At 70.2% G+C, this 20724-nt stretch carries 15 protein-coding genes; 4 read left to right on the top strand and 11 right to left on the bottom strand.

What is annotated here, in order from left to right:
- The first annotated feature begins 1 nt into the window (after position 1).
- Both bioA and ACK4SG_RS10455 read left to right on the top strand, forming a co-directional pair.
- Entirely contained in the window at positions 2 to 1414 is a 1413-nt protein-coding gene (bioA, locus tag ACK4SG_RS10460) for an adenosylmethionine--8-amino-7-oxononanoate transaminase (RefSeq protein ID WP_409601689.1), read from the top strand.
- Positions 1405 to 2136, top strand: coding sequence for a 16S rRNA (uracil(1498)-N(3))-methyltransferase (locus tag ACK4SG_RS10455; protein WP_409601688.1), 732 nt, complete (start codon positions 1405 to 1407; stop codon positions 2134 to 2136). The genes bioA and ACK4SG_RS10455 overlap by 10 nt, the downstream gene beginning before the upstream one ends.
- A 6-nt stretch (positions 2137 to 2142) precedes the next feature.
- Here ACK4SG_RS10455 and ACK4SG_RS10450 read toward each other — a convergent pair whose 3' ends face one another.
- The 7 genes from ACK4SG_RS10450 to ACK4SG_RS10420 all read right to left on the bottom strand — a co-directional run bounded on the left by ACK4SG_RS10450 (position 2143) and on the right by ACK4SG_RS10420 (position 12968).
- Complete coding sequence (locus ACK4SG_RS10450) at positions 2143 to 2613, bottom strand: chemotaxis protein CheW (protein WP_409601687.1); 471 nt, start codon at positions 2611 to 2613, stop codon at positions 2143 to 2145.
- Positions 2614 to 2621: 8 nt separating this feature from the next.
- Positions 2622 to 3599, bottom strand: a complete 978-nt coding sequence (locus ACK4SG_RS10445; RefSeq protein ID WP_409601686.1) for a chemotaxis protein CheB — start codon at positions 3597 to 3599, stop codon at positions 2622 to 2624.
- Positions 3596 to 9238, bottom strand: coding sequence for an Hpt domain-containing protein (locus ACK4SG_RS10440; protein ID WP_409601685.1), 5643 nt, complete (start codon positions 9236 to 9238; stop codon positions 3596 to 3598). The genes ACK4SG_RS10445 and ACK4SG_RS10440 overlap by 4 nt, the downstream gene beginning before the upstream one ends.
- Positions 9239 to 9318: 80 nt before the next feature.
- A complete protein-coding gene (locus ACK4SG_RS10435; protein ID WP_409601684.1) occupies positions 9319 to 11334 on the bottom strand; it encodes a methyl-accepting chemotaxis protein in 2016 nt (671 codons plus the stop codon).
- A gap of 36 nt (positions 11335 to 11370) precedes the next feature.
- Positions 11371 to 11907 carry a chemotaxis protein CheW gene (locus tag ACK4SG_RS10430; RefSeq protein ID WP_409601769.1) on the bottom strand — a complete coding sequence of 179 codons (537 nt, stop codon included), beginning with the start codon at positions 11905 to 11907 and terminating at the stop codon, positions 11371 to 11373.
- Between the two features lie 272 nt (positions 11908 to 12179).
- Entirely contained in the window at positions 12180 to 12545 is a 366-nt protein-coding gene (locus tag ACK4SG_RS10425; RefSeq protein WP_409601683.1) for a response regulator transcription factor, read from the bottom strand.
- Between the two features lie 18 nt (positions 12546 to 12563).
- Positions 12564 to 12968 (bottom strand): PleD family two-component system response regulator, encoded by a 405-nt coding sequence (locus ACK4SG_RS10420; RefSeq protein WP_409601768.1) that lies wholly within the window; start codon positions 12966 to 12968, stop codon positions 12564 to 12566.
- 147 nt (positions 12969 to 13115) lie between these two features.
- Between ACK4SG_RS10420 and gshB the strand changes: the two genes are divergently transcribed.
- A complete protein-coding gene (gshB, locus tag ACK4SG_RS10415) occupies positions 13116 to 14078 on the top strand; it encodes a glutathione synthase (RefSeq protein WP_409601682.1) in 963 nt (320 codons plus the stop codon).
- Positions 14078 to 14965, top strand: a complete 888-nt coding sequence (locus ACK4SG_RS10410; protein WP_409601681.1) for a TonB family protein — start codon at positions 14078 to 14080, stop codon at positions 14963 to 14965. The genes gshB and ACK4SG_RS10410 overlap by 1 nt, the downstream gene beginning before the upstream one ends.
- A 17-nt stretch (positions 14966 to 14982) precedes the next feature.
- Here ACK4SG_RS10410 and ACK4SG_RS10405 read toward each other — a convergent pair whose 3' ends face one another.
- Genes ACK4SG_RS10405 through mrcB form a run of 4 tightly spaced genes read right to left on the bottom strand, consistent with a single transcriptional unit; the run spans position 14983 to position 20689 of the window.
- Positions 14983 to 15471, bottom strand: coding sequence for a hypothetical protein (locus tag ACK4SG_RS10405; RefSeq protein ID WP_409601680.1), 489 nt, complete (start codon positions 15469 to 15471; stop codon positions 14983 to 14985).
- 44 nt (positions 15472 to 15515) lie between these two features.
- Entirely contained in the window at positions 15516 to 16223 is a 708-nt protein-coding gene (tsaB, locus tag ACK4SG_RS10400; protein WP_409601679.1) for a tRNA (adenosine(37)-N6)-threonylcarbamoyltransferase complex dimerization subunit type 1 TsaB, read from the bottom strand.
- Between the two features lie 3 nt (positions 16224 to 16226).
- Positions 16227 to 18224, bottom strand: a complete 1998-nt coding sequence (locus tag ACK4SG_RS10395) for an ATP-dependent DNA helicase (RefSeq protein WP_409601767.1) — start codon at positions 18222 to 18224, stop codon at positions 16227 to 16229.
- An 11-nt stretch (positions 18225 to 18235) separates the two neighbouring features.
- Complete coding sequence (gene mrcB, locus ACK4SG_RS10390) at positions 18236 to 20689, bottom strand: penicillin-binding protein 1B (RefSeq protein ID WP_409601678.1); 2454 nt, start codon at positions 20687 to 20689, stop codon at positions 18236 to 18238.
- Positions 20690 to 20724 lie beyond the last annotated feature (35 nt).

The raw sequence follows: 20724 nt of genomic DNA, 5'->3' as shown, positions 1-20724 counted from the left end.
GATGAAGAGCGTTCACGAGCCCATGATAGCCGCGGCCGATACCTGGCGCGCGCGCGACCTGGCAGTGCTCTGGCACCCCTGCACGCAGATGCGCGAGCATCCCGGCGCCCTGCCGTTGTTCCCGGTCGCGCGCGGCGAAGGCGCCTGGTTGGTGGGCATGGACGGCCGCCGCGTGCTGGACGGGGTCAGCAGTTGGTGGACCAACCTGCACGGGCACGCCGAGCCCCGCATCGCCGATGCCATCGGCCGGCAGGCGCACCGGCTGGAGCAGGTCATCCTGGCCGGGTTCTCGCACGCCCCCGCGGTGGAGCTGGCCGAGCGCCTGCTGGCGGTCGCCCCGCGCGAGGCCGGTCGCGCGCCGCTGGCCAAGGTGTTCTATGCCGACAACGGCTCGTCCGGCGTGGAGGTGGCGCTGAAGATGGCGTTCCACTGGTTCTACAACCGCGGCGAGCACCGGCGCACCCGCTTCATCGCCCTGACCGGCAGCTACCACGGCGAAACCCTGGGCGCACTGTCGGTAGGCGACATCCCGCTGTACCGGCGGGTGTATGCACCGCTGCTGCTGGAAGCCCTGTTTGCGCCCTCGCCCGACGCGTTCGGTGCGCCCGACGCCGCCGCGGCCGAGGCCTGCGCCCATGCTGCGGCCGATGCGTTGGCCGCCATGCTGGAGGCGCATCCCGGCGAGGTCTGCGCGCTGATCCTGGAGCCGCTGCTGCAGTGCGCGGGCGGGATGCGCATGCACCATCCCGCCTACCTGCGCCGCGTGCGCGACCTCTGCGACGCCCACGGCGTGCTGCTGATCGCCGACGAGATCGCGGTCGGTTTCGGCCGCACCGGCACCCTGTTCGCCTGCGAGCAGGCGCCGGGTGGCGGCATCCAGCCCGATCTGCTGTGCCTGTCGAAGGGCCTGACCGGCGGCTTCCTGCCGCTATGCGCGGTGCTGGCCACGCAGGCGATCTACGACGGCTTCCTCGACGACTCGCGCGAGCGCGCCTTCCTGCATTCGCACAGCTACAGCGGCAATCCGCTGGCCTGCGCGGCGGCGCTGGCCTCGCTGGACATCCTCCAGCAGGACGACGTGCTGGCCCGCAACCGCGACACCGCGGCGAAGATGGCCGCGCGCGCCGCCGGCTTCGTTGACCATCCGGCGGTGGCGGAGGTGCGCCAGACCGGCATGGTGGTCGCGATCGAGCTGCATCCGGACACGGCCAGCGCCGAGGATGGCCACGCGGTGGAGATCGCCGGCCGCCGCGGCCTGCGCATGTACCGCGCGGCGCTGGACGCCGGCGCGCTGCTGCGCCCACTGGGCGACGTGCTGTACTGGATGCCGCCCTATTGCATCGACGACGCGCAGCTGGACGTGCTGGCCACGGCCACTGCCGCCGCGCTGGAGGAAGCCCTGCCATGCGCCTGACCCGCAGCTACGTCGCCCTACCGCTGGCACCTGGCAATGAAATCCCCCTGCCCGAGGATGTCGCCGGGCACCTGGTGCGCGTGCTGCGCCTGCAGCCGGGCGATGCCTGCGTGCTGTTCAACGGGGATGGCCACGACTACGACGCCCGCCTGGTCGCCGCAGGCAAGCGCGAAGCACGTGCGGAGATTCTGGCTGCGCGGCCGGTGAAGAACGAATCACCGCTGCGGATCAGCCTGCTGCAGGGCATCGCCCGCGGCGAAAAAATGGACTGGATCCTGCAGAAGGCCACCGAACTGGGCGTGGCCCGGATCGTGCCGGTGGACAGCGAGCGCAGCGAAGTGAAGCTGGACGCCGCACGCGCCGAAAAGCGCCTTGCGCACTGGCGCGAGGTAGTGGTAGCGGCCTGCGAGCAGAGCGGGCGCGCGGTGGTGCCAGAGGTGCTGCCGCCGCAGCCGCTGGGCCGGGGTGCCGCACTGCGTGAGGGCCGCGGCTTTTTGCTGGACCCTGTCGCGACGCACACGCTGGCGTCGCTGCAAGGCAATCCTCCGGGTGCCTGCATGCTGGCCATCGGCCCGGAAGGCGGCTGGTCGCCGCGCGACCACGAGCAACTGCTGGCAGCCGGCTATGAAGGCCTGCGGCTGGGGCCGCGCGTCCTGCGCACCGAAACCGCGGGCATCGCCGCGATCAGCGCCCTGCAGGCGCTTGCCGGCGACCTGGGCTGAATGGCATCAGGCCGCCGCGGCCAATGCCGCGTGCAGCTGCTGCTCCAGCGCCGCCAGGTCCGGCACCACCGCATCGTTCTCGCCCAGGCGCACGCGGGCCAGCACGCCCTGCGGCAATTCGCCTTCGTCGTCCAGCGTGGCCAACGTGGCTTCCGTCACCGTGACCAGACGCGGGAAGCCCTGGGTCAACAGGGCGAAGTAAGGCCGCTTGGGATTGCCACCCAGTGCCTTCAACACGATCACCTTGCTGCCCAGCCCGCCCTGTTCATCGGCCAGGCCCGCAAACCGCGAGAACGACAGCAGCGGCAGCTGCCAACCGCGCCAGCGGATCCTGCCCAGCAGCCACGCCGGGGCGTTTTCCACCGGTTCCGGGGGCGCGTAGGACAGCACTTCCGCGATAGTCGCGTTGGGCAGCAGCAGGCGCGTCTCGGCCACCTGGATGAGCACGCCGCGGATGACGTATGCGATGTCGGACATGGGGAACCTCAGGCTGACCAGCGTTGCAGCAATTGATGGGAAATTCCGGCCAGGCTCAGCGCCTCGCCACCTCGGGCCACCAGCGCGCGGCTGGCGGCCGGATCGAAGCAGTGCTGCTCGGCCTGGCCCAGCGCCAACCCACCGGCCAGGCGCATGGCCAGGGCCACGTCGACCAGCGCCAGGGGCGCGCCGCTGAGCAGCAGCATCGCGCTGTCGGCCGGGCGCAGCGCGGCGAAGCCCGGGTCTGCGCCGGTCTCGACGAAATGCAGGCCGGCAGGCGCCTGCGCGACATCAAGACCATCCGGCATCACGTGGACATGGCCGCGCCGCACGGGTTCGCCTGACTGTGCCAGCACCACCGGCAGCCGCGTCGCCCGCTGCATCTGCCGCACCAGCCGGTCGTATTGCCCACCGTCGATGCGCTGGCGCAGCAAGACCGGCCGCGGAAACGTCTCAGGCAGCTCGCCCAGCAACTGGCGCACAGCGTCCGGCCCGCCGATGCCGGCGGCCACCACGACGGCACCTTCCGGCACCGCGTGCGCCGAGGCCGCAACCGCCGGGGCTACCGGCGGCATCGACGCCATCTCCAGCGTCAAGGCCTGCATTTCCTGAGCGAAATCCGCCCCAGTGGCGCGCGCGGGCGGCGCCGGCAGCACTTCATGGTGGCCCTGCAGTTTGGCGGCCAGATGACGTGCCCAACGCGCGGCCTCCCATCCCTCGCGGCGTGCCGCCACCTCGACGTCGTCGAACAGGACCTGCAGGCCGGGGTCGGCCAGCACGGCATCGAATTTTTCCAGCGCCAGCTCCACCGCCGTGTCCAGCACGACCAGCACGGCGTCGGGCGCCTGCGCGCGCACCTGCTCCGGCTCGGCCACGACGGGATCCAGCACCGCCACCAGTTCGGCCCCAGCCTGCCGCAGCGCGGCTTCGGTACGCTCGCGCGCGGCGCCCGCGCGCGCCAGCACCAGCACGCGCCGGATGCTCATTCCTCGAGCCCGGCGTCCACGTGCTCCAGCCCAAGCAGCTCGAACACCTGGCGCATCAGCTCGGCTTCCTGGTAGGGCTTGCCGAGGTAACGTTCGACGCCGATCTCGAACGCGCGCTGGCGATGTTTCTCGCCGGTACGCGAGGTGATCATCACGATCGGCACGTCGCGCAGGCGCGGGTCCGCCTTCATGGCGGTCGCCAGCTCGTAACCGTCCATGCGCGGCATCTCGATGTCCAGCAGCATCAGGTCGGGGACGAGGTCGGCCATGCGCTCCAGCGCGTCCAGGCCATCCTTCGCGGTGGCGACTTCCAGGCCGTTGCGCTCCAGCACGCGGCCGGTGACCTTGCGCATGGTGACCGAGTCATCGACCACCATGACCACCGGCACGCGGCGCTGTTCCACCTGCGGTTGCGCCACGGCATCGCCGCCCTGCGCCGCCACCATCGCCTGCCGACGCACCAGCGGGGCAACGTCCAGAATCACGACCACGCGGCCGTCACCCATGATGGTGGCGCCGAAGATGCCCGGCACGGAGGCCAGCTGCGGGCCACCGGTCTTGACCACGATCTCGCGGCTGCCGACCACCTGGTCGATCGCCACTGCTGCGCGCAGCTCGCCCGAACCGACCAGCAGCAGCGGCATCTGCAGGGCCCCTTCCGCCTTGGCGGGCGCGGTGCCCACCAGCAGGCCGAGATCATGCAGCGCGTAGTCTTCGCCGCCGTAGCGATAGGTGGCACCGGCCTGGGCCAGCTCTTCGCGGGAAATGCGGCCCACGCCGCGCACCGAGGCGATCGGCACCGCGTATTCGGTCTCGCCGATCTTGACGAACACTGCCTGGGTGACCGCCAGCGTCTGCGGCAGGCGCAGGGTGAAGGTGGTGCCCTGGCCGGGACGCGAGGCGATGTCGATGGTGCCGCCGAGCTGGCGCACTTCGCTGGCCACCACGTCCATGCCAACGCCACGACCGGCCAGACGGCTGACGGTCTCGGCGGTGGAGAAGCCCGGCTGCATGATCAGCTGGTCCAGCTCGCTGTCGGTCAGCTGGGCATCCGCGGCGATCAGGCCACGCTCGATGCCGCGCGCACGGATCGCCGCCCGGTTCAGGCCGGCGCCGTCGTCGGCGATCTGCAGCACGACTTCCGACCCCTCGCGGCGCACCGCCACGCGGATGCTGCCCTCCTCGGGCTTGCCGGCGGCGCGGCGCGCCTCCGGTGTCTCCAGGCCATGCGCGATCGCATTGCGCAGCATGTGCTCCAGCGGCGCGGTCATGCGCTCCAGCACGTTGCGGTCCAGTTCGCCCTGTGCCCCATCCAGCCGCAGCTGGGCCTGCTTGCCGGTCTCGGCCGCAGCTTGGCGGATGACCCGGCGCAGGCGCGGCACCAGCGAATCGAACGGCAGCATGCGGGTGCGCATGAGGCCTTCCTGCAGCTCCGAGCTCACCCGTGACTGCTGGGTGAGCAGGGTTTCGTACTGGCGGGTCAGCTCGTCCATCGACCCATGCAGGCTCTGCAGGTCGGCGGCCGACTCGGCCAGCGCACGGGAGAGCTGCTGCAGGGTGCTGAAGCGGTCGAGCTCGAGCGGATCGAAGGCTTCGTCGCCGGTGTCGTTCTCGCGCTGGAAGCGGGCGATGATCTGCGCTTCCGTCTCGGCGTCCAGGCGACGCAGCTGGTCGCGCAGACGCAGATTGGTCTGCTCCATTTCCGCCGCAGTGCTGCGGAACGCGGCCAGCTGCTGCTCCAGGCGGGCGCGGTAGATGGCCACCTCGCCCGCGTAGTTCACCAGCCGGTCCAGCAGGTCGGCGCGGATACGCACCTGTTCCTGCGGCGCGCGCATGCCGATGTCGTCATCGTCGATGAAGCCCGCCTGGGTGATCGGCGCGGACAGTGGCTTGAGCTGAACCGCGGGCACCGGCGCGGAGCCGGCGGGAGCCGCCGCGTCTGCCGCCGGCGCACGCCGTTCGGCGCGGGCGTTGAATTCCTCGATCAGCCCCAACGGCATGCCGATGGCGCGACGTGCGGCGATGCGGGTGATCATGCCGTGCAGGCGGTCGAAGCCGCGCTCCAGCAGGGGCACGCCGTCATCGCCAAACTCGATCTTGTGGTCGGCAACGGCTTCCAGCAGGGTTTCCATGGCGTGACCAAGCTCGCCCGCCGGCATCATGCCGGCCATGCGCGCACCGCCCTTGAGGGTGTGCAGGTCACGCTGCAGGCCCACCACCAGTTCGTTGTCGTCCGGCGTCTCGCGCAACTGCGCAAGCAGGCCATCCGCATGATCCAGCAAATCCCCGGCTTCTTCGATGAAGATGTCCACCAGTTCGAGGTCGAGATCGCTGGTGTCCAGCGCTTCGTCCGGATCTTCGGCTGCACTGGCCGTGGCCTGCAGGGCTGCCAGTGCCGCCTGCTCGCGCGCGCGGGCAATGGCCGCGGCCTCGGCGGCACGCCGCTCGGCTTCCTCGCGTTCGGCCTGCGCGCGGCGGGCGGCTGCACGCTCGGCCTCGAGGCGCTCGGCCTCGGCGCGGGCAGCGGCGATACGTTCGGCTTCCTGGCGTTCCGCCTCCCGCCTTGCCGCCTCCTGCGCGGCGGCCTGCTCGGCGGCCAAGCGCTCAGCCTCGGCCCGCTCGGCAGCCTGGCGTTCGGCTTCCAGCAAGGCCGCTTCACGTTCGGCCTGCTCGGCGGCCAGGCGTTCGGCTTCGGCCTGTTTAGCGGCCAGGCGTTCGGCTTCGGCCTGTTCAGCGGCCAGACGCTCGGCTTCGGCCTGTTCGGCGGCCAGGCGTTCGGCTTCGGCCTGCTCGGCGGCCAGGCGTTCGGCTTCGGCCTGTTCAGCGGCCAGACGCTCGGCTTCGGCCTGCTCGGCAGCCAGGCGTTCGGCTTCGGCCTGCTCGGCAGCCAGGCGTTCGGCTTCGGCCTGTTCGGCAGCCAGGCGTTCGGCTTCGGTCTGTTCGGCGGCCAGGCGTTCGGCTTTGGCCTGTTCGGCAGCCAGGCGTTCGGCTTCGGCATGCTCGGCGGCCAGACGCTCGGCTTCGGCCTGTTCGGCAGCCAGACGCTCGGCTTCGGCCTGCTCGGCGGCCAGGCGCTCGGCTTCGGCCTGCTCGGCGGCCAGGCGCTCGGCTTCGGCCTGTTCGGCGGCCAGGCGCTCGGCTTCGGCCTGTTCGGCGGCCAGGCGCTCGGCCTCGGCCTGCTCGGCGGCAAGACGCTCGGCTTCGGCCTGCTCGGCGGCAAGACGCTCGGCTTCGGCCTGTTCGGCGGCAAGACGCTCGGCTTCGGCAGTTTCCTCTGCATCCGCAGGGTGGGCAGGGCCACCCACGAACGGGAGATTGGCCTCCGGCAGGGAGTCGCGCAAGGCTGCCATCCGCGCCGACAGCGCATTGAACACCGGGACCTGCGACGGGCTCTCCTGCAAGGCGCGCGTGGAAACGCGCACCGCTTCGGCCACTGCCGACAACGCCGCGACGCCCTCCGCACCCACCAGCGCCCGCGCAGCCAGCAGACGCTTGACGTAGCCTTCCGCAGGCGCGGTGAAGGCGGTCACCGTGGGCACCTCGCTCATCGCGAATGCGCCATTGAGGGTATGGAACGCACGCAAAAGCGCGTCGTCGACCTCTGCCTCGCCCGTGGCCGCACGCGCCAGCCAGGCGTCCACGGTGTCCAGGTGCCCCGCAACTTCGGTTCCCAGGATCTCCAGCAGGAGCGGATCGACCGTGATTGCCCGGGTTTCTTCCTCGGCCACGGGCTCGCCCGCCGCTTCCGGCATGGCGGCATCCGCCGCCGGCTTCGAGTCCGACGTCGCGGCCTCGGCAGCAGCCGTGGGCAGGGCCGCCAGCATCACGTCCTCGCCCGCAGCCAGGCGATCGGCTACCGCCTGCATCGCAGGGAAGTCGATGTCGATCGTCCCATCCCCGCGCAAGGCAGCATGCAGCCTGGGCAGGACGCCGCGGGCATGCCCCACGAAGGCCACCACGGCCGGGCTGGCCGGGCGCGAGCCATCCAGGACCCGATTGAGCATGTTCTCGACGTGCCAGGCGAACTCGCCCAGCACTTTCGCACCCACCAGCCGACCGCTGCCTTTCAGGGTGTGGAATACCCGGCGGATGGGCCGCAGCGCTTCGGCATCGTCCGGCGCCAGCTTCCAGGCAGGCAGCAGGCCATCGAGGTTGCCGATCTCTTCCTCGAACTCCTCTAGGAAGATCTCGCGGATCTCGTCGTCGATCTCGTCGCCTGCCGACTCGAACCCGGCCTGCACCGCCGCGACGGGCTGCATCGCGTGGATGGCCAACGGCTCGACCACCGGAGCGGGCGGCGGCTCCTCGGCAACCAGCATGTCCTGCGGTTCGTTCGCGCTGGCCTCGTCCGCGGCATCCTCCGCCGGCGTCACGGCCGCCGGGGTGGCGGGCGCTTCTTCCGGCAGTGGCCAGTAGCGCAATGCCTCCAGGCTGGCGCGCGTCTTTTCGAGCAGGTCCAGACGCTGCCCGTGCGGATCATGCAGGGTCTCGAGGAAGTACTCCATGCTGGCCAATGCATCGGCCAGGGTATCCAGCTGGTGCCCGCCGGGCACTTGCGCGCGGTCGATCAGTTCGACCTGGCTGTAGCGGCGCAAGGCTTCCAGATAGGCAGCCGGCTCCGGGCGTTCCAGGATCCGCATCGCTCCGGCCACTTCGGCCAGCAGGCGCGGCACCGGTTCAAGCACGGCGTGGTTCCAGTCGGTCTCGACGAAGGCGACGAAAGCGTTGCGAACCTCGGCGAAATTGGCGATGGCGGCGCGGGTCAGCGCCTCCATGACCTTGCGCGATTCCTGGGCATGCAGGCCATCGGCGTCGGTGCCGGCACTGCCAAGCTGGGCAACCTGATCGTCCAGGGAATGATCGATGTAGAGCAGCGCGCCGGCGACCTCCAGCAGGTCGCCATCGGCCAATGGCCTGGCACCAAGGGCGATGTCGTGGACGATGCGTCGCTGCTCCTGCACCACCGCACGCGCACTTTCCAGCCCCAGCATGCCCAGCGTGTCGCCGATGCGGCCCAGCGCCTCGGCCTGTGCCTGCAGCGCCTGCACGTTGTCACGGCTGCCACGCAGATACAGGTCCAGCGCATCCTTGACCTTGAGCAGGTCTTCCTTGATCGCGGTGGACACGGTGTCCAGCAGCGCGCGGTTGCGGCCGGCCAGGCTGCCGCGGGCGTGTTCCAGTTCGGCGTCCGTGGGCGCCTCCAGCAGGCGCGGCAGCGCTTCCTGTCCCAGCGCTACGGCACCGCGCGCGGCACGCAGCTCGTTGATCAGCGGCAGCAGCACGATAGGGATGTCGCGATGGCCGCCCTGCAGCCGCTCCAGGTAGTCGGGCAGTTGCACCACGCCACGCATCAGCACGGCGAGCGCCTCGTCACGATCGCCCGTGGCGCCGTCGCGCAAGGCGCCCGCCAGCTGCTCCATCTCGCCGGCGACCATTGCCGGTGCCTGCAATTCCAGCATCTGCAAAGTGCCCTGCACCTGGTGCAAGTGCCCCATGCAGGTAGTCATCGAGGCCGTCTCGCCGGAAGCTTCGGCGAAGGCCTCGAGCTCGATCCGCGCCTGGCGCAGGGCTTCGTCGATCTCCGGCTTCACCCAGCCGAGCGCGGTATGGTCGATGGCATCGCGCAGCGCGGTGGTCATGCCGCGGCTCCGGTGGGGCCCGGCGATGCGGGGCTGGCCTGGAGGGTGTTGTTCATCCCGATCCCTGTCTCAGTCCGGCGTCAGGCGGGCAGCTTGAAGTCGGCGACCGAACGGCGCAGGTCGGCGGCAAGCTGGGCCAGATTGCCGATCGACTCGGCGGTCTGGCTGGCGCCCTGCGAGGTCTGCGCGGTGATCGACTGGATGGTGTTCATCGCGTGGGTGATGTTGGAGGCCGCGGCGGACTGCTCCTGTGCCGCCACCGAGATGCCTTCAATCAGGCCCGACAGATCGGACGACACCTTTTCGATCTCGCCCAGCGCGGTACCCGCGTCCTCGGCTAGGCGCGCACCCGCGACCACTTCCGAGGTGGTCTGTTCCATCGACGACACCGCTTCGTTGGTATCGGCCTGAATCGTCTGCACCAGCGATTCGATGCGCTTGGTCGCGTTCGACGAGCGTTCCGCGAGGCGCTGCACTTCGTCGGCCACCACCGCGAAGCCGCGGCCCGCCTCACCGGCCGAGGCCGCCTGGATGGCCGCGTTCAGCGCCAGGATGTTGGTCTGCTCGGAAATGTCGTTGATCAGTTCCACGATCGAGCCGATTTCCTGCGAGCTTTCGCCCAGGCGCTTGATGCGCTTGGAGGTTTCCTGGATCTGGTCGCGGATGCTGTCCATGCCGGCAATCGTCTGCCGCACCACGCCAGCGCCGTTGGTCGCGATCTGCACCGAGCGGCGCGCCACCTCGGCCGAATCGGCGGAGTTGCGCGACACCTGGTTAATGCTGGACGCGATCTCGTTGATGCGGTCGGTGGCGGCGTTGATTTCCTGCGCCTGGTGTTCGGCGGCCTCGGCCAGATGCATGGCAGTGGCCTGGGTTTCCTGCGCGCTGGCCGCGACCTGTACCGAGGTGTCGTTGATCGTGGTCACCAGGGTGCGCAACTGCTCCACGGCGAAATTGATCGAGTCCGCGATCGCACCGGTCATGTCCTCGGTCACGGTCGCCTTCACGGTCAGGTCGCCCTCCGCAAGCGAACCCATCTCGTCCAGCAGGCGCATGATCGCCTCCTGGTTGCGGTCGTTCAGTTCCTTCGTGGTCTGGTAGCGGATGCGCTGGGCGCGGTTCAGGGCCCAAAGCAGGCCAGCCACCGAGAAGAGCGCCAGCGCGCCGGACAGGATGCTCACCCACACGCCGCCGATGATGCTGGTGTCCTTCAGCGAGCCGAACTGGGTGAAGGAAGCGAACAGGCTTTCGCTGTCCGCCAGCAGCTTGTCGGACCCGGTCGCCAGCGCGGAGGCGGAGGCCTGCGCGCCGATCAGCCTGCGCGAATCGCCCACGATGGCGTCAAGGTCCTTCTTCATGCCTTGCCAGAGTTCGTTGGCCTGGTTCAACGGGCCAATCGCGCCGGCGGCACTGACCTTGGCGATGTCACTGCTGCCATTCAGCAGCGCGCTCATCTGGCGGTCGAACACCGCCGCATCGCGGCCCAGCGCATTGGCGGCCACCTGCGCGCCATCGCCGCCGGCACGAAGCTCGGCGATGCGCTGCGCCATACGCGAACTGATATTGGCCTGCTGCAACGCGGCGCTCACCTGCGCCGAATTGGCTCCTCCCGACACCAGACCGCGCAGCACTTCATACAGCTGGGCCTGCAGCTGCGGCACCTTGGCGGTGAAGCTGTCGGCCCGGCCAGCCAGCGCCAGCACCGCCTGTTGCGATCCCAGCACCTCATCAGCCCGCTTGGCCAGCGGGGCCCAGGTCGCGGTGACGGTGGCGATCGGCCCCGCCACATCCGGGGAGTCACCAAAGCGGTCGTTCAGCCACTTGATGTCGCCGTCGATTTCTTCCTTGGTCGCCTTGAACGACTCGAACGCCTGCACGTTGCCGTCGATGGCCTCGCGGCCCTGGTTGGCCAGACGCTGCGAATTCAGCTGCAACCGCGAAGCCGCAGAGCTGGCGCCACCCAGACGCGAGGCCTTGGTGGTGGCGTAGAGGGTGTTGCCCGCAAACACCACCAGCGAGGCGACCAGCAGCCAGATCCAGAAGTTGGTGCTGAGATTGCGGCCCTTGCCGGCGGCGGAATCCATCAATTTGCTCATAACGTGCGACCTCGGCTTACTTCGGAGTTCCGCGGGTTAGGCGGCGGCTTGTCGGAATTCGGGGGTACGGGCCAGGCGGTCGAGGCTGAACACCCCCCAGTCCTGCCCGTTCATGCGGTAGGCGCGATCGATGAAATGGGCATAGCGGCCATCCGCCACCGCGGCGGCCTCGATGCCCTGTTCATCGACGAAACTGCGCTGGCCGTAGAGCTCATCGATGGTGACAGCGACATCACCACCTGGCTGGCGCACCACCAGCACGCGCTGGCGCTCGTGCATCACCGTGCGCTCGCCCTCGAGGAACTGCTTGAGATCGACCACCGGCAGCAGCGCACCGCGGATGTTGGCCACGCCCAACAGCCACGGCAGTGCGCCGGGGATGTGGGTCAGCGCCGGCATCGGCAGGATTTCCACCACTTCGTCGAAGCCGGATGCCAGCCGGTGCCGGCCGATGCGGTAGGCGACGCCACGCCACAGGCCGGGCGCATCCAGCTGCTCGGGCAGGCCGGCCACGTGCGCCAGGCTGCGCTGCTCGTAATCGGCCAGAACCAGGAACGGCGAACGGCTATCCAGCCCTGCGGGCGCGGGGCGCCAGTCCGCCGCGGGCACGCGCCCGTTCACCGGCGCAGCCTCATCGCCATATGCCGGCTGAAGCTCGGCACCGGCGGCAGCCGGATCGCTCTCTTCCTGCGCGCCATGGCCGGAGAGCGCAACCTCGGCCTCGGCCAGCGGCGGCTGGCCGGCGTCATCGGTGCTGTCCACATCAGGCCCGACGGGCACGGCCGGCTGTGCCGCCACCGGCTGCGGCCGGAACTTGTGCTTGTGCTTGCCCCGCTTGCTCATGCTCAGTGCCCGATCAGCGCGTCGATGCGTGCCATCAGCTCGCTCTCGCGCGGCGGCTTGACGATGTAGTCCTTGGCGCCCTGACGCATGCCCCACACCCGATCCGTCTCCTGCCCCTTGGTGCTGATGATCAGGATCGGGATGTGGCGGGTCTCGGCGTCGCGGGTCAGCGCACGGGTCGCCTGGAAGCCGTTCATGCCCGGCAGGATGATGTCCATCAGCACCAGGTCGGGCTTGTCGCGCTTGCAGCTGGCGATACCGTCCTCGGCATTGGCGGACGTGGTCACCTGGTGACCGTTGCGCTCCAGCAGCTGGGCCATGGCCGCAGCCTCGGTCGGCGAATCCTCGATCAGCAGAATGCGTGCCATTGGTGCCCTACCCCCCGGTCAGGCGTTGTTGACGTACGTGCGGATGGCGCCAAGCAACTCTTCGCGGGTGAAGGGCTTGGTCAGGTATTGCTCGGACCCGACGATACGGCCTCGCGCCTTGTCGAACAAACCATCTTTCGACGAAAGCATGATCACCGGCACGTTTTTGAAGGTCTGGTTGTTCTTGATCAGCGCGCAGGTCTGGTAGCCATCCAGGCGCGGCATCATGATGTCCACGAAGATGATCTGCGGCGCATGGTCGGCAATCTTCGACAGGGCTTCGAAGCCGTCGGTCGCGGTGACGACCTCGCACCCTTCGCGCGCCAGCAGGGTTTCCGCCGTGCGGCGGATCGTCCTGGAATCGTCGATCACCATCACCCTCAAGCCCTGGAGCCCGGGGCCGGATTCATCCTGCTGCGCCATGTCATCCCCTTGCGCGATTGCCAACCGCCGCGTCTGCGCGCGTTGCGGACTGTCTTTATCCAAGCCCGCGCCCGATGTGTCAAGCACCGCCGCAGCCGGACCCACGCCGCCTGCTACCATCCGCGCATCCCCCATCCCGAGACCCCGATGACGCCACCCGCCCCGCTTGACGTGGTGGTCGTGATGGATCCGATCGGCCCCATCAAGATCGCCAAGGACTCCACCTTCGCCATGCTGCTGGAAGCCCAGCGCCGCGGCCACCGCCTGCACTACGTGCGTCCGGGCGGGCTGGCGGTGCGCGACGGCCGCGCCGTGGCCACCGTGGCGCCGCTGCAGGTGCGCGACGTGGCAGGCGATCACTACACCCTGGGCGACTGGAGCACGTTGTCGTTCGGCCCCGGCCAGGTGGTGCTGATGCGCACCGATCCCCCGGTGGATGCCGACTACCTGCACGACACACAGATCCTGAGCCTGGCGCAGGCCCAGGGCGCGCGGGTGGTGAACGACCCGCAAGGCCTGCGCGATTTCAACGAGAAACTGGCGGCCATGCTGTTCCCGCAGTGCTGTCCACCGACCCTGGTCAGCCGCGATGCCGCCGCGCTCAAGGCCTTCGTGGCAACCCACGGTGAGGCGGTACTGAAACCACTGGACGGCATGGGCGGGCGCTCGATCTTCCGCGCCCGCGCCGGGGAGGCGAACCTGAATGTGATCCTGGAGACGCTGACCGAGGGCGGCCGCCACCTGGCCCTGGCCCAGCGCTACCTGCCGGAGATCGTGGACGGCGACAAGCGCATCCTGCTGGTCGACGGCGAGCCCGTCGACTACTGCCTAGCGCGGATCCCACAGGGCGACGAGTTCCGCGGCAATCTGGCCGCCGGCGGTCGCGGCGAAGGCCGCCCGCTGAGCGAGCGCGACCGCTGGATCGCGGCGCAGGTCGGGCCGGAGATGAAGCGACGCGGGATGCTGTTCGTCGGCCTGGACGTGATCGGCGATTACCTCACCGAGGTCAACGTCACCAGCCCCACCTGCATCCGCGAGCTGGACGCGCAGTTCGGCTTGAACATCGCCGGCACCCTGTTCGAGCGCATCGAGGCGCTCATCGGGCGCTGATGCCGGCGCCGGCCGCTCCCACCGCCGCGATGCCGCCCCGGATCGGCGAGGCCGACCGGCTGCGCGCCACCGTGGTCCTGTCGATTCTGGTGCATGCCATGGTGGTGTTCGGGCTGGGCTTCGCGCCTGAAGACGCCGCCCCGCTGCTGCCGACCCTGGACGTGATCCAGACCCGCACGCAGACGCCGCTGACCCCGGCACAGGCCGACTTCCTGGCCCAGGCCAACAACCAGGGCGGCGGTGAGCAGGACAAGAGCAGCCGGCCGGGCGCCCCCCAGGCCGGCCCGGTGCCGCAAGCGACCGAGGGCCTGGCGCCACGTCCGCTGCATGCCCAGTCTCCCGCCCCCAGCCCGCCACCCGAAGCGCGGGTGGTGGCCTCGACCACCGGCACCACCACGCTGCCGACGCCGCAGGCCCGCCCGGACGTGCCACCGGACCCGATGCCGCCGGGCCGGGAGAAGATCGAACGCGACATGGAGATGGCGCGGCTGGCCGCGGAAATCCAGCTGCGGTCGGTGGAATATGCCAAGCGGCCCAAGCGCAAGTTCGTGTCCGCCAGCACGCGGGAGTACGCCTGGGCGCAGTACCTGCGGACCTGGGTGGACCGCGTCGAGCGGGTCGGCAACCTGAACTATCCGGACGAAGCACGCCGGCGCCGCATCGGCGGCGTGGTGGTGATCAGCGTGGGCGTGCGCCGCGACGGCAGCGTGGAGAGCGTCCGCATCCTGCGGCCCAGCCACGTGCCGATGCTGGACGAGGCCGCGCTGCGCATCGTCCGGCTGGCCGAGCCGTTCGCGCCGCTGCCGCGCACCGCCGAGGACCCGGACATCCTGCACGTCACCCGCACCTGGCAGTTCCTGCCCGGCGGCGAGCTGGTGGACCGCTGAAGCGGCCCGCGCGGCGCTTATTGGTACAGGCAGTCCACCACCTTGTTCTCGGCCTGGATCAGCGCGCTCAGCCCTTTCTCCCAGATCCCGCCGCCCTGCGTCAGCGGCGCATAGGCGAACGCGCCATCGCCACCATCCTCGGCGATTTCCAGCGCGGACTCCGACAACTGGAAGAACCCTTCGCCCACGTCCAGGCGCAGCTGGCTGCGCAGGATCCGGTTGGCGAAGCTGGCGCGGAAGCGGGTCAGCACCTCGGCCTGCACCACGCCCTGCACGGGATCCGTGGACGCCACCGCGATGCCCTGCGCCGACAGGCAGGCCGGCGCGCGCGCCAGCAGCTGCTCCTGCGTGCGCGGAAGGACGTACTGGCTACCCGTCATCGACAGGATCGGGCGCGCCTCCTGATCGGCGGCCACTTGCAACGTGCGGCCGTTGAACGACACGTCCTCCGCGGATGCCGGCAGCGCGACCAGCGCCGCCCCCAGCAGCAGTATCCAACCCTTCACATTGCCCCCGTGTCAGTGGAACCCAGGGGCAGGATAGCCAAAAGTCACGGTTGGCGTGGCGGCACCTCGCCGCGCAGCGCGCGCTGCTGGACCAGGGTGAGGGCCACGTCGTTGCGGAGGTAGGCCGGCTCGGCGCGCTCCGGCGCGATGCCACCGCCCGCCGCGAACACCGGCGCGGCCAGCCGGGCGATGTCCGCCGCATGCGGCAACGCTGCGGCATCGACCGCCACCAACCGCCCCTGCAAACGCAGGCGCAGCGCGCCGTCCGCGGCATCGAAGCCGGTGCCGACACCGTGCCAGCCGTCGCCGGCCGGCAGGTCCGCGGCGCCGGGCTTCACCACGACCTCCTCCGACAGCGCCGACAGACCGTCCGCGCTGCGTGCAAACGCGCCCAGATAAACCTCGCCCATCCGGGCATCGATGGCCGCCAGCCGGCGCTCGCCGCCGGCCTGCAGGGCCAGCGCCGCCAGAGTGGACACCGGTACCACCGGCCGATCCAGCGCCAGCGCGATCCCTTGCGCCATGGCGATGGCCAGCCGCACGCCGGTGAATGCCCCGGGCCCGCGCCCCACCGCGATTGCGTCCAGCTGCGACCGCGCAACGCCGGCTTCGGCCAGCACTGCTTCGGCCCACGGCAGCGACAGCTCGGCGTGCCGGCGCGGTGCTACGGCGAAGCGCTCGCGCACCTCGCCATCGACGTAGATGGCGACCGAGCAGGCTTCGGTGGAGGTTTCGAACGCGAGCAGTCTCATCGCTCAATTATCCGCGAAGAACGCCTGCACATCCGCGAGTTCGCGGGTCTTGGGCAGCGGCGGCAAGGACTCGAGGAAGGTGCGGCCATAGGTCTTGCCGACCAGCCGCGGATCGCACAGCACCAGGACACCACGGTCGGTTTCGGTGCGGATCAGCCGGCCGGCGCCCTGCTTGAGTGCGATCACTGCCTGCGGCAGCTGCTCGTCGCGGAACGGGTTGCCACCTGCGCGGCGGATCGCGTCCAGCCGCGCCTCGAACACCGGGTCGTCCGGAGCGGCGAACGGCAGCTTGTCCATCACCACCACCGACAGCGCATCGCCCGCCACGTCAACGCCCTCGCGGAAACTCGCGGTGCCCAGCAGCACGCCATTGCCAGACTCCCGGAACTTCTGCAGCAGCACGTGCCGCGGTTCAGTGCCCTGCACGAACAGCGGCCACGGCCCGTCCTGCAGCGCCTCGGCGGCTTCGCGCAGCGCACGGTGCGACGCGAACAGCAGGAAGGCGCGCCCCGCGGAGGCTTGCAGCACGGGACGCAGCGCCTCCAGCAGGGCCGCGCCGTAATCGCGCGAGGCCGGTTCCGGCAGGCCCTTGGGCAGGTAGCACAGGGCCTGCCGGTCCCAGTCGAACGGGCTGGGTTCGATCAGCTCGCGGGCCTGCTCGATGCCCAGCCGCTGGGCCACGTGGTCGAAACGCCCCGCCACCGCCAGCGTGGCCGAGGTGAAGACCCACGCCGCGTGCGAGGCCTCGCGGTGCGCACGCAGCGGCGCGGACACGTCCAGCGGCGTGCGCTGCAGGCGGAAGCCGCGCGGGGTGAGTTCGTACCAGTGCACCGACACGGCCTCGGGCCTGGCGCCCATGCCGGGCGAGGGAACGTCAGGAGGGGCCGGATCGGGCGACGCGCCGTCCGCCATGGCCGTCTCGCCGAGCCAGCGCCGCAGGCGCGCCAACTGGTCCTCAGCACGCGCATGGCACCCCTCCAGCGCTGGCGCCGCCTCGCATAGAGGCGCCAGTGTGTCGCGCAGACGCTGCAATGCCTGCGCCAGGGACTGGAAGCCCGGCTCGATATCGATTGTGTCCAGCGCGCGCCAGACGGTGCCGCGCACTGGCAGGTTGTCCATCAAGGCGCGCAGCGCGCGGGTGGCCTGCTCGAGATCACGCGCCGGCCCCTGCACGGCACCCAGCGCGCCGGCCACTTCCTTGCAGCCGGTGATCGCGTCGCGAGCCAGCTCCACCAGCGGCCGCGCGCCCAAGCCCTCGCCGAAGAACTGCGCGGCCAGTTCCGGCAGCTGGTGGGCCTCGTCGACCACGAAGGCCTGCGCGCCCGGCAGGATCTCGCCAAAGCCTTCCTGCTTGAGCGCCAGGTCGGCCAGCAGCAGGTGGTGGTTGACCACCACCAGGTCGGCCGCCTGTGCCCGCTGACGCGCCTGCACCACGAAGCATTCGCTCCAGAACGGGCACTCGGTGCCCAGGCAGTTGTCGGCGGTGGACGTCACCAGCGGCAGCAGCGGCGAATCCTCGGCCAGCGATTCCAGCTCTGCCATGTCGCCGCTGCGGGTGCGCCCGCTCCAGGCCACCACGCGCTGGAACTGGCTGACCTGCTCGCGGGTGGTGAACCGCGGTTCGCCCTTGGCCTGCTCCAGCCGGTAGCGGCACAGGTAATTGGCGCGCCCCTTCAGCAGCGCGGTCTTCAGGCCCACGCCCAGCGCCTCGCGGACGCGCGGCAGGTCGCGCAGGTACAGCTGGTCCTGCAGCGCGCGGGTGCCGGTGGACACGATGGTCTTCAGGCCCGACAGCAGCGCCGGCACCAGATAGGCATAGGTCTTGCCGGTGCCGGTGCCGGCCTCCGCCAGCAGCACGTCGCGGCGCTCGAACGCCTCGGCCACGGCCACCGCCAGCCGCTGCTGTGCGGGCCGCGTGCGGAATCCGGGCAGGGCGCGGGCCAGTGCGGCCTCGCTGCCCAGCGCTTCGCGGGCTGCCCGTGCCAGCCGCGAAGCCGGCACTTCGTCGGCACTCACTGTGCGGGCCGCGGCGGCGCGGCGGGGGGCGGCGCCTGCATCGCGGGATCGCCGCCGCCGAAGAAGTTGCGGATCGCCTGGCCGGCGCGCTCCAGCGGATTCATCCCATCCTCGCCGACGGGCAGCGGGTTGCCGAACTCGTCCAGTTCGGGCGGCGGCGCGTAAGGGCATGGCTGGTAGGGCGGCGCGTAGCCGGCTACGAAAGGCAGGTAGCGCGCACCCGGGCAATCGGCGTCGGTGCTCTGGGCGTCCACCACCCAGCGCCAGTCGATGCCGTCGCTGGACAGGCGCAGCGGTGCGCTGGGCAGCCGGGCGAAGATGTCGGACCACACGCGCATGCCGCCGGTGGCACCGTACAGGCCGGTGGGCTGGTTCTGGTCGTTGCCCACCCAGACCACCGCGAGATGGTCGCCGGTGTAACCGGCAAACCAGCTGTCGCGGCTGTCATTGCTGGTGCCGGTCTTGCCAGCCGGCGCCAGGCGGCCCAGGCCATCGCGGATCAGCGCGCGACCGGTGCCCGAGGTCACCGCATACTGAAGCGCATTGCCAACCAGACGGGCCGCCACCGCATCGCCGCGCTGCGCGGGCGGCGCATCGCTGTCGTAGCGCTTGATGGTGCGCCCCTTCGCATCCAGCACGCCGCGCACCGCATGCAGCGGCTGGATCTCCCCGCCGGACGCCAGGAACTGGTAGAGCTGTGCCATCGCGTAGGGGCTCTGGTCCACCGCGCCGAGGATCAGCGAAGGCTGCGCCTGGGCATCGATGCCCGCCAGCGTGCGGATCAGCGCCGCCAGCCGCTGGGGTTGCACGGCCATGCCCAGCCGCACCGTCGCAAGGTTGTAGCTTTGCGCCAGGGCGTCGATCAGGCGCACATCGCCGTGGCTGCGGCCATCGGAATTACCTGGCTGCCAGACCTTCCCGCCCCCCATCCCGATGGTCACCGGCGCATCACTGATGGTGCTGGCCAACGACCACCGATCGGGCTGCGCCAGCGCCAGCAGGTAGACGAACGGCTTGAGCAGCGAGCCGACCGGGCGCCTGGCGTCCACTGCCCGGTTGAACCCCGGCTCGGTGAACTCGCGGCTGCCCACCACCGCCAGCACATCGCCGTTGTGCACATCGGTCATCACCAGCCCCGCCTGCAGCGGCGGCCGGCCGCGCGTGGACAATGCTGCCAGCGTGCGTGCCACCGCGCCTTCGGCATAGCCCTGTGCGGAGGGCGCCATGCCCGTCATGACCGTCAGGCCCGCGCCGGACAGCTTGTCCGCCGGGTAATCGCGCGCAAGCTGCTTGCGCACCAGATCCACGTAGGCCGGGAACCGGTTGGCAGCCAGATTGCCGGCGTTGCCGGTGACGCCCAGCGGCGCCTGCACGGCGCGCCGGTATTCCTTCTCGTCAATCAGCCCGGTCTCGCGCATCTGGCCCAGCACGAAGTTGCGCCTGGCCAGAGCACGCTCGGGGTTGCGCCGCGGGTTGTACCAGGACGGCCCCTTGACCATCCCGATCAGCAGGGCGATCTGTTCGGTGGACAGATCCTTCAGGTCGCGACCGAACCAGAACTCGGACGCCGCCGCGACGCCACGGATCGTCTGCGCGCCGCGCTGGCCCAGGTCGACCTGGTTCAGATAGGCCTCGAGGATGGTGCGCTTGTCATAGCGCGCCTCCAGCAGCAAAGCGAACAGGATTTCCTTGAATTTCCGGCTGTAGGTCTGCTCCTTGCCGATGCCCAACAGGCCGCTGCGCGCCAGCTGCTGGGTCAGGGTGCTGGCGCCCTGGCGGGTGTCGCCACCGGACTTCACGTTGACGAACGCGGCGCGCAGCATGCCGCTGAAATCGATGCCAATGTGGTGGTTGAAATCGCGATCCTCGACCGCCTGCAGCCCGGTGACCAGCAGCTCCGGGACTTCCTCGATGCGGACCAGGCGGCGCTCTTCCTGGTTCTGCCCGTACAACGTGGCAATGCGGGCGGGATCCAGCCGGGCGCTGCGCAGGGCGCGCTTGGCCTTAACGTCGCGGATGGCATCCACCTGGCCGCCAGACACGGTGACGTCCAGGATCGCCGGCGCCACCCGCCCATCCACGTCGCTGTAGCCGCGGCTGGAAATCCGCCAGCGTGCGCCGTTGCGGGCATAGGTACCGGGGCGTTGGCCGTCGCCATCGCGGTAGGAGGCGGCGTCCAGCTCGGTCTTCAGGGTCTGCGCGTCCAGCACCAGGCCCTGGCGCAGCACCAGCGGGCGCGCATAGACGCGGGTGGGCACCTGCCAGCGCAGCTTGCCGAAGCGCTCGCCGACCTGGTGGTTCAGGTACAGCAGGTACGGGATCAGGAAACCCAGCAGCAGGGCCGCCGCAGCCAGGCCCCAGGTGAGCAGCCGGCGTTGCCACCCGCTGCCGCCTGCGCCTCTATCCTCGTCCTCGTACAGCGCGTCTTCTTCGTCTTGGATGCGGGGCATTGGCAGGCGATCAGCCGAGTGGATGCGACAATGGC

Origin of the sequence: Thermomonas sp. (genome assembly GCF_046293095.1) — a bacterium.
Lineage (GTDB): Bacteria > Pseudomonadota > Gammaproteobacteria > Xanthomonadales > Xanthomonadaceae > Thermomonas.
Note: the sequence above shows the minus strand (reverse complement) of the source record. Positions and strands in the feature narration are given on the sequence as shown.